Below are 11939 nucleotides of genomic sequence, written 5' to 3' on the forward strand. Positions count from 1 at the left end.
CCGCTCAGCCCTTCGTCAGAACGCCGAGGCGTTCCCCGGAGTACACACCCTCGCGAAGCGGCTGCCACCACCACGCATTATCGAGGTACCATTCCACGGTCTTCCGAATGCCGGTAGCGAAGTTTTCCTGCGCTTTCCAACCAAGCTCGGTTTCGAGCTTCGTGGCGTCTATGGCGTAGCGCGCATCGTGACCAGGGCGATCCGTGACGTATTTGATGAGCTCGGCATAGGGTTTGGATCGAGGACGCAGTTCGTCGAGAATCGAGCAGATGCAGTTCACCACGTCGATATTCTTCTGTTCGTTTCTCCCGCCGACATTGTACTTCTCGCCGGCCAGACCCTTTTGAACGATGAGCCACAGGGCGCGGGCATGGTCTTCCACATAAAGCCAATCGCGAATGTTTGTGCCGTTGCCATAAACCGGCAGCGGTTTGCCTTCCAAAGCATTGAGAATGATCAGCGGAATGAGCTTTTCCGGGAAGTGGAAGGGACCGTAATTGTTGGAGCAGTTGGAAATGACGACCGGAAGGCCGTAAGTGCGCTGCCAGGCCGTGGCGAGATGATCGCTTGCGGCTTTCGAGGCGGAGTATGGCGACGACGGATCGTAAGGGGTCGTTTCTTCGAAAAGACCATTGTCGCCCAGAGAGCCATATACCTCGTCCGTCGAAACATGCAGCATGCGGAAGTTAGACTTTGCGTCACCCTCAAGGCCGCTCCAGTACTGCCGCGCCGCCTCCAGCATCGTAAAAGTGCCATTAATATTGGTCTGGATGAAATCAGCGGCGCCGGTTATGGAGCGGTCGACATGGCTTTCGGCGGCCAGATGCATCACATAGTCTGGCTGGAATGTCGCGAAGGCGTCATTCATCGCGGTCCGGTCACATATATCGGCCTGAAGGAAGCGGTGATTGGGCGCATTTTCGATCGGTTTGAGCGATGCGAGGTTCCCTGCATATGTCAGCTTGTCGACGGTGAGAACATCCGCGCCGATCTCGCTTACAAGATAACGGACGAGTGCCGAGCCGATAAATCCGGCGCCACCGGTAACTAGAACGCGCATTATCAATTTCCAGTTTTTGGGTAAGTAAAATATTTAGGCAATTGCGACAGCAGCGGGTGCTTGGCGTCTTTGTCGGAAAGCACAACGTCGTACGTCCGAGGCCACTCTATTCCAATAGCGGGATCATCCCATTTGACGCCGCGGTCGTTAGCTGCGCTATACGGCGCCGTTACCTTGTATGAAACGACCGTATCATCGGCCAGCGTCATGAAGCCATGGGCAAATCCCGAGGGAACCCACAGCTGCTCTCCATTTTGGGGCGAAAGCTCGACGGAGGCCCATTGTCCGAAGGTGGGCGATCCCGTTCTAATATCGACTGCCACATCGAGCAACCGTCCGCGAACACAGCGGACAAGCTTGCCCTGTGCAAAAGGCTCGGTCTGAAAATGAAGGCCGCGTACAGTTCCGGCCCGCGCAGAGAGCGATTCATTATCCTGCACGAACTCCACGTCCGCTACATTTTCGCGAAACCACTCACTCCTGAAAACCTCGCTAAAGTAACCCCTGCTATCACCGAAACGGGTAGGTATTACCTTTTTCAAGCCAAATATCGAAAACGCCTCGAATTGCATTCACACATCCCGTTTCGTAGACATACCCACGGTGGTATGGCGGTCACCCCATTCACAGTCAATATCGCTTTCTTGACCTCAGATACAAGTCCCAGACTTACACGTTTATATCGCAAACACGCTTCGAACTGTGCCTGAGGCCTACTCCACTGGAATAAGCACCGGCCGCATTGAGATCAATTTTGCGCTGAACCACACAATCGTACGTAATCGAAACGCGCAGCTTATAGCTGGCCTTAAAACACCTTCAAGTCTCCACCTCCGTCGATGCTCAGGGGCAAAACCCAGATCTTCTCTGGCCCACCGCATTTGATCACATAAAGCCGGCAGACAACACCGACTGAAATTGGGCGGCCGACTATTAAAACCCGATTTTTCCGACTCCTCGGCTCCTTCTTGCCCGTAGATTTAGTGCAATAAGCGGCAGGAAGCCAAATTGTAAAATGCAAGGCACAATGGCAGAGATGGCCGTCGAATATTGACAGCATTGGGAGTTCGACGTATTTGCAGCGCTGCAACACGGTAACTCGGAATGCCGGAAAAAAATCACTGCCCCCTCAACGGCTGGATTTGCACATGAGGTGAGCCATTTTTGAAAACTCCGGCAAGCGGCTCATTTACCAAAACTGAATAGGATGCTTCCTTGATCGGATCGTTTTTGTCGCCAAACGACAAGAAGTTGCTGACGCGGCTCTTCAAAGAGAACTTTAAAAAACACGTTGGTTGGTACTCCGCGGCGATAGCGGCGATGGTTGTGGTGGCCGCGTCGACCTCTTTGAGCGCGTGGATAATGCGCGACATCGTCAACAGCGTGTATTTGAAGCAAGGATTTGACGTCGTCCTCGAGATCGCCTTTGCTGTCGCCGCAATTTTCATTGTGAAGGGCTTAGCAACTTTCGTCCAGAGCTTCTATCTCAGCAAGGCTGGAAATAGTATTGTCGCAGAGCAGCAGCGCAAGATTTACGACCGGCTTTTGAAACAGGGGGTGTCCTTTTTTCAAAATTTGCCATCTTCTGAGCTTCTCATCCGCGTGACCTATAACGCCCAGGCTGCACGGAGCGTCATTGACACAATCGTCACATCTTTCGTGCGCGATCTATTTTCGCTCATCGGTCTGATCATCGTGATGTTTGCGCAAAATTTCCTTTTGAGCGCGATCTCCATGATCATCGGTCCGTTGGCGATATTCAGCGTCCGCCTCGTGCTGCGGCGCGTCCGAAAGATCATGGAGGCTGAGCTTGCGTCGCTTGGTGAGATCGTCGCCGTCGTCCAAGAAACCAGCATCGGCGTGAGAGTCATCAAAGCCTTCTCGCTTGAAAAGCTGATGCGTCAGCGCATGAACAAAGCAGTTTCCGACGTAGAGCAGCGTGCCAACGGCATAGCCAAGCTGGAAGCGGCGACGAGCCCAATTATGGAGACGCTGTCTGGCCTTGCCATAGCTGTGGTCATTGCCGTTTCCGGTTACACTGTGCTGGAAAAAGGTGGCTCCCCCGGCGATCTGATGGCATTTATTACAGCACTTCTTTTAGCCTATGAGCCTGCCAAGCGATTGGCGCGTATGCGGGTCCAGATCGAAAGTGGGATGATCGGCGTGCGTATGATGTTCGAGGTCCTTGATGCACCTCTGACGTTGACCGAGAAAAAAGACGCAGTCGCGCTGCCTAAGGCAAGTGGCGATGTCGAACTCAAGAACGTCAGCTTCGAGTACGTTTCCGGCCAGCCGGTTCTCAGGGATGTCAGCGTCCTCTTCGAAGGAGGTAAAATGACTGCGCTGGTGGGCCCTTCTGGCAGCGGCAAATCTACCATTATCAACCTCATGATGCGCCTTTATGACCCACAGAACGGCTCCGTTGAAATCAACGGCATGGATCTGCGCGACGTTTCTTTCGCCAGCCTGCGCGAACATGTTTCTTACGTGGGCCAGGAAACCTTCCTGTTCTCCGGCACCATCAGGCACAACATCTCGGTCGGCCGTGACAATGCAACGGAGGAAGAGATCATCGCTGCGGCCAAGGCTGCAAATGCGCATGATTTCATCATGAAGATGCAAGACGGCTACGACACCAGGCTCGGCGAGAACGGCTCCGGCCTGTCAGGTGGTCAGCGACAGCGTGTGGCCATTGCTCGTGCAATGCTGCGAGACGCGGATATTCTGATTCTCGATGAAGCGACGAGTGCACTGGATTCGGAATCGGAGGCTCTTGTCCGCGACGCCTTGGAACGTTTGACGTTTAATAAAACCTCTATCGTCATCGCTCACCGTCTTTCTACCATCAATCGCGCCGACAAGATCGTCGTCATGGACAATGGTGAAGTGGTCGAACAGGGCAGCCGGCGTGAATTGTTGGCCAATGACGGTCTTTACAAGCGCCTCCACAGCATCCAATTCGAAGTGGACGTCGCGTAACCAACGAAAGAAGTCGGGCGGCAATGCCGCTCGACTTTACTTCTCCTAGAGAAAAGATGGTTGGAAGGCATTTGCCACTACGCGATTTGTGCTTCGCGTGCTTCCCTCGTTAAAACGGCGCGATCCACCATCGTTCCGCCCGCCCTAGCCCTAATGATGATTGGCCGGCTCCCTCATGTTGTTGAAAAAAGTCGTGAGTATTCCGCAGCGATGCTTAGGGATCGCCCTCCGCAAAGCCGGAACTGTACTCAGCCTTGATGGCCTTGGCAGACTGCGCCAAATCGTGACAGCATCCCGCGTATGAGATCATCAGGAGACATAAGCGGAATGACGGCGATTCGAAAACTGGCGGAGAATTTTGCAGAGGCAAGCCGGCAGGGCGCGAGAATTCCTCTGGTAGAGCTTGAGGCGGAGGGTCTCGTTCCCGGCACCCTTTCAGCGGCCATGGCAGTCCAGCAGGCCTTTACTGAAAACTGGGCAAAGCCGGTCGCCGGCTGGAAACTGGCGATCCGGCCGGATGGCCAGGCTGTTGGGGCTCCGATTTTCGATTGTGTTAGGGTCAACGACGCCGATCTCGCTTGTTTTCCTCAAGATGGCACCGAAGGTGTTGAAGTTGAGATTTGCTTCACGCTTTCCGCCGACATCCCTGCTTTAACCGCTGGACGGATGACCAGGGCCGACCTGACGGGATTTATTGACAAGGTCCACCTCGGCGCTGAACTTCTTCGCTACAGGCTGGTGGAGAAAAACCAGGTGCCGTTTCCGCTCTTTCTCGCGGATCGCCTCGCCAACCACGGCTTCGTCATCGGCCCGGAATTGGACGAAGGCATCGTGGAGGTCTTTACCGGGAACGGCGAGAACCTGCTGCAGCTCACCGTTACCGAGGGACCGGTGTCGCTGTTCGATGCCAAGGTAAAGCATCCGAATGGTGATCCGCTTGCTCCACTTGTCGCCTTCGCCAATTCGGCATTCAACACCGGCGACATGCTCAAGGCGGGCAATGTCGTGACGACGGGTAGCCTCTGCGGTGCGATACCAAGCGCACTTGCTGGCGAGACGCGCATAACGCTGGAATCGGCTGGTGCTTTCACAGTCTCAGGTCCGAAACGATAGCCTTCGCTCCTCCGGCTGCTGCCGTTTTCCGGCAGCCTGAGGCCCTGATCCCACTCGCGCCTTTTGGGGCCCAGGGAGGGTCATTTTACCCGCCCATACTCGCCGAGAAAATCGAGCAGAGCCCGAATACGTGCTGGAAGCGGTCCCCGTTGGCCGACATAAACGGCATGAAACATCTCCGTTTCACCCGTATCGATATGATCGAGGATCGGTATGAGACGGCCGGCGGCGATATCCTCCCGCACGGTGAAAGCGGCAAGGCGAACCAGACCGACGCCGGCAAGGGCGAGACGGCGAAGCCCCTCGCCGTCGCTCACCTGCACGCGCCCCGTCGCCGGAATGACGACGGTCTTTCCTGCGTCCCGCAACGGCCAGCCATCGACGGACCGGGCGTAGCCGAATCCGAGCCGATTGTGATCTTCCAGATCGGTTATGGTTTGCGGCACGCCGTAGCGCTCCAGATAATCCGGGGCGGCAGCGATGGTCATCCCTGTCTCACCGAGTTTCCGGGCAACGAGAGTTGAGCTTTTGAGCGGCCCGGCGCGCACCGCGACATCCATGCGTTCCGCGAGAAGATCAACCACCATATCCGTCTGGACGATATCGAGCGTGATACCCGGATGAAGCGCAAGAAACCGTTGCAGGATGGGTGCAAGAATATGCGTTGCATAGGACGCGCTGGTGTTGATCCGCACGCGGCCGACAGGCTGCTCGCCCTCACCTGCGGCGCGTTCGGCCTCTTCGAGATCGGCGAGGATACGGGTGGCCCTTTCATAGAAGGCGCAGCCCTCCGGCGTGATCTGAAGCTGCCGCGTGGAACGGTTGAGCAGGCGCGCGCCCAGGCGGTTTTCCAGCCGTGCGATCAGCTTGCTCACTGCCGAAGGTGTCATGTTCGCCGCCGCGGCCGCGCGGGAAAAACCGCCGAGTTCGACGACCCGCACGAAGATCTCCATCTCCCCTGCCCGGTTGATCTCCAGTCGCGCCATGATGACTTCATCTCACAAGTGATAATATTTTCGGCATTCTATTTCATTGAAGAGCAAGCGTCTATCTTCCGACAGCGATTGCAACACAGCGCAGTCTTCGTCTGTCAGATCACGATTGGGCGGGCAGAGGGCCACGCTCACGACCATTTCGAAGCAACAAAGGAACGACCCATGGAATATCGCCAGCTTGGCAAGTCCGGTCTGAAAGTGCCGGTCTTGAGTTTCGGCACCGGAACCTTCGGCGGTTCCGGCCCGCTCTTCAGCAACTGGGGCAATTCAGATGCCGCAGAAGCCCGACGTCTGATCGATATTTGCATGGAGTCAGGCGTCAACCTGTTTGATACCGCCGATGTCTATTCCAATGGCGCATCGGAGGAAGTGCTTGGCGAAGCCACCAAGGGGAGGCGTGACAGCGTTCTCATCTCAACCAAGACCAGCCTGCCGATGGGTGACGGGCCAAACGACGCCGGATCGTCCCGTTTCCGGCTGCTTCGCGCGGTAGATGACGCCCTGCGTCGCCTTAAGACCGATTATATCGATATCCTTCAGCTCCACGCCTACGACGCCTTCACGCCGGTTGAGGAAGTGCTATCGACGCTCGATACGCTCGTCCGGTCGGGCAAGGTGCGATATACTGGCGTCTCGAATTTTTCAGGCTGGCAGATCATGAAATCGCTGGCGGTCGCCGATCGATATGGCTGGCCGCGTTATGTGGTCAACCAGGTCTATTACTCGCTTGTTGGCCGCGACTACGAGTGGGATCTGATGCCGCTCGGCGCGGATCAGGGCCTTGGAGCCATGGTCTGGAGCCCGCTTGGCTGGGGGCGGCTAACCGGAAAAATCCGCCGCGGCGCACCGCTGCCTGAGGGCAGCCGCCTGCATGAAACCGCCGGCTTCGGCCCGCCGGTCAATGATGAAGATCTTTACCGCGTGATCGATGCGCTCGACGCTGTCGCGGCAGAGACAAGCCGGACCGTGCCTCAGGTCGCCCTCAACTGGTTGCTCAGACGCCCCACTGTTTCCACTGTCATTATCGGCGCGCGCAATGAGGAGCAGCTTCGCCAGAACCTCGATGCCGTGGGATGGGAGCTGACATCGGCACAGGTAGCGACGCTGGATAAAGCCAGCGAGACGACAGCGCCCTACCCGCACTTCCCGTATCAGCGACAAGCCGGCTTTGCCCGGCTTAATCCACCGACCTGATCGTCAGGCCATATCGTTCCAAGGCGGATCAGGCCGCCTGTACTGCAGGCGACCTGACCGATGTGGCGCTTCACGCGGCCCTATTTGCGGAGTTTGTGTCTACCCGGCTCGAAAACCAGTTCGCCAGGACTGCGCCGGATATATTGTGCCAGACGCTGAAAATGGCGCTCGGAACGGCAGCGAGAGGCGAAAAATAGGCTGTGGCAAGTGCTGCGCCAAGGCCCGAATTCTGCATGCCGACCTCTATCGCAATGGCCTTGCGCTTGGCAAGCGACAGGCCCGTTGCCTTTGCCCCGAGATAACCGAGCAGATAGCCAAGGCCATTGTGCAGAACGACGACGGCAAAAATCATCAGGCCGGACTGCGCGATGGACGCCTTGGATCCTCCCACCACCGCCGAAACGATGAGGACGATGCCAATGACGCTGACGAGCGGTAACGCCGGTACGGCGGTCTTGACAAGGCCGGGCAGGAGCTTTTGCAGGGCGGCACCGAGCGCCAGCGGAACCAGAACGACTTTGACAATGCTGAGGAACATCGCCCAACCGTCGACGGGCAGGAACTGGCTTGCGAACAGCCAGACGAGAAATGGCGTCACCAGCGGCGCCGCGAGCGTGGTGACCGAGGTGCAGGCGACCGACAGCGCGACATCGCCCTTGGAGAGATAAGTCATGACATTGGAAGAAGTGGCGCCCGGGCAGCAGCCGACCAGAATGACGCCGGCCGCGACTTCCGGCGGCATGGGAATGATAAGCGTCAGCAGCACGGCCAGAAGCGGCATGATGAGAAACTGGCCGAGCACGCCGATCGTCACGTCGAACGGCCTTTTCACGACCTCCCTGAAGTCATCGACCGAAAGTGTGAGACCCATGCCGAACATGATGATTGACAGAAGCGTGACGATCCAGGGCGCGATCTGCTTGAACGTATCCGGAAAGAAAAAGCGGAGGACGGCAAGCAGGATTACCCAGACGGCAAAAGTCTTGCCCAGGAAAGCCGAAACGGCTGCCAGCGTTTTCATGTCTACACTCCCAAAATGAAATACGAGACCCGGTCTAGACTCCTGGGGTGCTCTATCAAGGTTACTACTCCGTCGCTAATACCTCGCGCTTAAAAACGATACGACGCGAATCCAGGAAAATCGAAGACCTCTAGGTCAACAGCGCGGTTGGCCCTATCTAGCCGACATGAGCCTCACCCTGTGAATCATGATTGGCATAAGGTAGACCGCCAAGGGCACTATAGCGGAGTTGCGCCTCATCGGTGCGAGTTCTATACGCTAATCATCCCCACCACCCCGCGATGCCGCCGTCGCCGCAGGACTGCAATTTGGACAAACGCTCATCTATCCGCTTCCCGTTGCGCCGAAGAGAGCCCAAGGGCCTCCGATACAAAGTTGCGGGCAGATGCCAGACTGCCTGTTTGTCGCGGTTCCCGTTAGACTAGATCGAACATCTCCCTGAACTCTCGATCGGCAAAGTAGGCAAGCTTTTCAGCAAAAATTGGTCGTTGCCCGGCCAGGAACAGCAATTGTCCTTTTGCCGGCAGATTGCGCACCTCATCAGGGGTGAGCAGCGGCCGACCGGTATGCTGTTGGCTGTAGGAAATGCCGGTCTTATCGGAATCGAGCGCTCTCGCCATCGTCTGGAACACGACCGTTTCCTGTCCGAGCAAATCAGAGATGAGGCGGGCGCTGTCATGATCGTTGACCCCGAAGACCTGCAGCACGCCTGCGTTTGACAGAAAAGTTCCGGCGCGGTGGCCATATGTGGCACGCAGCTGATGGATGTCCTGGAGGATGGGCCAAAGCTGGACACCATAACCCGCCATTAGGCCCATCGCGCGTTCGACTGGCGCCAAATGCCCAAGCGATGCGAACTCATCGAGCAGATAGAGAACCGGTGTCGCCGGTTTTATCGGATCGCGGGCCATTTCGAGCAGGCTTTGGGAGATAAGCAGGCGCAGCCAGCGCGAATAGGTCGAGAGACGATCAGGCGGAAGGACGAGGAACACTGTCATGTTGTTGCGCTTGAGATCGGCAAACCGAAAATCCGAGCGGCTGAGGACGTCCGTCATGCGCGGTGAATCGAGAAAATGCGTATGGCGTTGGGCTGCGGACAGAACGCCTGCGGCTTCGCGATCGGATTTTCCGAGGTGGCGGTTTGCGGCACGCGCGACAAGACCGCCTGCCGCATCGCTTTCCTGCATGCGCTTGAGCAACGCTGCAAACTGTTCCGGAGCAAGGGTGAGATAGTCGCGAAGCGTTTCAAGGTGCCGGCGTCGCAAAGGTTCCGCCGAAACGATCTCGAGCAGCAACCCGGCAATCAGCGCTTTTGCCTCTTCGTTCCAATGCGCCTCGCCCGCCATTCCCGGTTCGTCGAACACGAGAGCGTCGGCAAGCGCACTGGCGTCTTCTGCGACATCGAGGTTTTGGGGATCAAGCATGGCCAGGGGATTGAAGGCTGCCGAGGGTTTGTCGGTGACAGCAAAAGGATCGAGCACATGAACCGGTCCGAATTTCTGGCGCGCACGGCCGGTGATCCTTGCATTCTCGCCTTTTGGATCGACGCAGATCAACGAACGATCGGCGGTCAGCAGGTTTGGGATGATGGCACCCACGCCCTTGCCGGTACGGGTCGGCGCCATGGTGAGGAGATGGGCCGCGCCATCATAGCGCAGGGGCTTCGCGGTTTTCGTATCACGACCGATCAACAGGCCTGAGCCGGACGCGGTAAGAGCAGCTATCTCCTTGTCTGTCGCAAAGCGGGCAGAGCCATGGGTTTCTGCATCACTATCCCCGAAATGCAAAATCAGCGCACTGGTGATGAACCGGAAGGTGATAGCGGCAAGCGCCAGCAGGGTGACGAGATCGGGGATGATGTAGACAACCGCCCCCCGCCCGAAACCCGTTTGCTCGAGGAAATGACGGCCGCCCATGCCTATCACAAACGTGACGATGATAAGGATGAAGATAAATCCGAGGAGCCGTTTCCAGATCCGGAAGGGCATGGCAATCAAAGCCAGAAATGCCCAAAGCGGATCACGCGCGGCGGCTCGCATCATGTTTTTGAATGCGCCCCGGACAAGTCGCGATCGGTTCATGGAGCACCCTGCGTACTGTCGCCACACTCTCCTGTGCCCGGCTGTATTGGTCCGATCAGATCCGTAAAGAGTACCTTGTCATTGTCGCGTGTCAGAAAGCCCGGTAGTTCGCGGCGCAGCCATTCACCGAGTTGCGCGCTGAACTCCTGATCATTCGAGGTCTCCAGGTGATGCAGAATGAGCGACCCGATCAGGACCTTGCGGCGCATATCGTTGTTGCGCTCGGTTTTCGAGAGACGGGCCTTGAGGGCGGAACGCTGCGCATCAAGTTCAGCCAGGCGCTGTTCGATGGTTTTCCTTGCCACGATTATTCCTTTCGATTGCAGTCGCACCGGAACTGCCGCTGTTGACCACGGCTTTGCTCCTGGAAGACAGACCAGTTTCTATGAGGAGATCGACATAGCGATTGTGAGAGTAGGTTGGATCCTGTTGTTCATCACGCTGCGGTGGCTGCTACCTGAGCTAAGGATTGTTCTGCCACCGATGAAGTTCAGTCGCTCGAATTTGCCGCTTGTCCGGCGGCCTGTTCGAGCTTTTCGATATGCTCACGGCAGAGCGTCTCAACCAGCCTGTGAAGTTCCGCGGTCCGCTCCTGAAGCCAGGTCAGCGCCTCTTCGGAAACCTCGAAACGCTTCGAATAGCGTGCCTTGACGTAGGCCTCGTTCAGGATGTTGTACCACGTGGTAAATCGCTGACGGTCGCGCGGCCAGATGTCGATCAAACGGTGGTCACGACTTTCGGAAAGTCCACGCAGGAATTTGAGGTTGTGCGACGCTGGCGAATAATTTGTCAGCGTCAGCAGGTAGCAGTTGTAGGCGCTCTCCACTGCCTGATGAAGATTGAAGGCGGCTAGGTGCAGATTGCCTTTCACAACGAGATATTTTGCTACATCAGCAAAGTCTCGCGCATCAGGAAAATGCCTTCGAAAATGCTCTTCGGCCACCCTGAGTGCATCGGCCGGGCTGAGCGGTTTCGCTTCAGCCAGCGGCCGGTCGTCGAATTCATAAAGAACAACACCTTCGCGAGCGAGATCAACAAAGAAGTATTGGCCATCATTTAGAAAATTGCTGATCTCGCGAGCGCCATGCACGATGAGGCCCACGGGCGTCTCGATCTCCTTGTCCCACATCAGCCGGTCTGTCGCCTTGTCCCAGTATTTGGGATCGGCCAACTCCTTGTTGCTGACGATGACGAGAATGTCGAAATCCGAGCGATAGCCTTTCGATGTATGCGGTTCATCCACCCAGGTGCCACGCGCATAAGAACCGAACAGGATGATTTTGAAAATCCGCCCATCCTTCTTGGCGTCAGACTTGGAGCGCTCGACCAGATCAGCAAACTCTTCCTGGATAATTCCGACGACGCGTGCGAGTTCGCGTTGCTTTCGTTCCGGCAAATGTTCAAGGCTGGTCTTCATGTCTGCTCCGTTTCTGGACGGTATCCTGTATGGGCCATTGCAAAGTTCTTTGAAACTCCGATTTTTGGTAGCCACCAAT

General features: G+C 56.7%; 10 protein-coding genes. 3 read left to right on the forward strand and 7 right to left on the reverse strand.

Features of this window, described 5'->3' with window-relative positions:
• Positions 1–4 precede the first annotated feature (4 nt).
• On the reverse strand, positions 5–1060 hold the full coding sequence (gene rfbB / locus CFBP5499_RS16150; RefSeq protein ID WP_080829882.1) for a dTDP-glucose 4,6-dehydratase: 1056 nt from the start codon (positions 1058–1060) through the stop codon (positions 5–7).
• A 2-nt stretch (positions 1061–1062) separates the two neighbouring features.
• Positions 1063–1632, reverse strand: a complete 570-nt coding sequence (gene rfbC, locus CFBP5499_RS16155) for a dTDP-4-dehydrorhamnose 3,5-epimerase (protein WP_080829881.1) — start codon at positions 1630–1632, stop codon at positions 1063–1065.
• Between the two features lie 643 nt (positions 1633–2275).
• Between rfbC and CFBP5499_RS16160 the strand changes: the two genes are divergently transcribed.
• Complete coding sequence (locus tag CFBP5499_RS16160) at positions 2276–4039, forward strand: ABC transporter ATP-binding protein (RefSeq protein ID WP_080829880.1); 1764 nt, start codon at positions 2276–2278, stop codon at positions 4037–4039.
• Positions 4040–4366: 327 nt separating this feature from the next.
• A complete protein-coding gene (locus CFBP5499_RS16165; protein WP_080829879.1) occupies positions 4367–5152 on the forward strand; it encodes a 2-keto-4-pentenoate hydratase in 786 nt (261 codons plus the stop codon).
• A gap of 80 nt (positions 5153–5232) precedes the next feature.
• Here the strand turns inward: CFBP5499_RS16165 and CFBP5499_RS16170 are convergent, their stop codons facing one another.
• Positions 5233–6138 carry a LysR family transcriptional regulator gene (locus CFBP5499_RS16170; RefSeq protein WP_080829878.1) on the reverse strand — a complete coding sequence of 302 codons (906 nt, stop codon included), beginning with the start codon at positions 6136–6138 and terminating at the stop codon, positions 5233–5235.
• A gap of 171 nt (positions 6139–6309) precedes the next feature.
• On the opposite strand from CFBP5499_RS16170, the gene CFBP5499_RS16175 reads away from it, so the two are divergent.
• The gene (locus CFBP5499_RS16175; protein WP_080829877.1) at positions 6310–7341 is read left to right on the forward strand and encodes an aldo/keto reductase; all 1032 of its coding nucleotides are present in this window, start codon (positions 6310–6312) and stop codon (positions 7339–7341) included.
• Between the two features lie 70 nt (positions 7342–7411).
• Here CFBP5499_RS16175 and CFBP5499_RS16180 read toward each other — a convergent pair whose 3' ends face one another.
• The 4 genes from CFBP5499_RS16180 to CFBP5499_RS16195 all read right to left on the reverse strand — a co-directional run bounded on the left by CFBP5499_RS16180 (position 7412) and on the right by CFBP5499_RS16195 (position 11860).
• Entirely contained in the window at positions 7412–8362 is a 951-nt protein-coding gene (locus CFBP5499_RS16180; protein WP_080829876.1) for a bile acid:sodium symporter family protein, read from the reverse strand.
• A 416-nt stretch (positions 8363–8778) separates the two neighbouring features.
• Positions 8779–10443: a type IV secretory system conjugative DNA transfer family protein gene (locus tag CFBP5499_RS16185; protein ID WP_080829875.1), complete on the reverse strand. Its 1665-nt coding sequence runs from the start codon at positions 10441–10443 to the stop codon at positions 8779–8781.
• Positions 10440–10748: a mobilization protein gene (locus tag CFBP5499_RS16190; protein WP_130932562.1), complete on the reverse strand. Its 309-nt coding sequence runs from the start codon at positions 10746–10748 to the stop codon at positions 10440–10442. Before CFBP5499_RS16190 ends, CFBP5499_RS16185 begins: the two co-directional genes overlap by 4 nt.
• Before the next feature lie 185 nt (positions 10749–10933).
• Entirely contained in the window at positions 10934–11860 is a 927-nt protein-coding gene (locus tag CFBP5499_RS16195) for a nucleotidyltransferase and HEPN domain-containing protein (protein WP_080829873.1), read from the reverse strand.
• Between the last annotated feature and the right edge of the window lie 79 nt (positions 11861–11939).

It is taken from the genome of Agrobacterium tumefaciens (genome assembly GCF_005221325.1).
Classification (GTDB): domain Bacteria; phylum Pseudomonadota; class Alphaproteobacteria; order Rhizobiales; family Rhizobiaceae; genus Agrobacterium.

What these genes read in the sequence shown, in the direction of transcription:
- rfbB (WP_080829882.1), bottom strand. Translation starts at nt 1,060, where the DNA reads ATGCGCGTTCTAGTTACCGGTGGCGCCGGATTTATCGGCTCGGCACTC.
- rfbC (WP_080829881.1), bottom strand. Translation starts at nt 1,632, where the DNA reads ATGCAATTCGAGGCGTTTTCGATATTTGGCTTGAAAAAGGTAATACCT.
- CFBP5499_RS16165 (WP_080829879.1), top strand. Translation starts at nt 4,367, where the DNA reads ATGACGGCGATTCGAAAACTGGCGGAGAATTTTGCAGAGGCAAGCCGG.
- CFBP5499_RS16170 (WP_080829878.1), bottom strand. Translation starts at nt 6,138, where the DNA reads ATGGCGCGACTGGAGATCAACCGGGCAGGGGAGATGGAGATCTTCGTG.
- CFBP5499_RS16175 (WP_080829877.1), top strand. Translation starts at nt 6,310, where the DNA reads ATGGAATATCGCCAGCTTGGCAAGTCCGGTCTGAAAGTGCCGGTCTTG.
- CFBP5499_RS16180 (WP_080829876.1), bottom strand. Translation starts at nt 8,362, where the DNA reads ATGAAAACGCTGGCAGCCGTTTCGGCTTTCCTGGGCAAGACTTTTGCC.
- CFBP5499_RS16185 (WP_080829875.1), bottom strand. Translation starts at nt 10,443, where the DNA reads ATGAACCGATCGCGACTTGTCCGGGGCGCATTCAAAAACATGATGCGA.
- CFBP5499_RS16195 (WP_080829873.1), bottom strand. Translation starts at nt 11,860, where the DNA reads ATGAAGACCAGCCTTGAACATTTGCCGGAACGAAAGCAACGCGAACTC.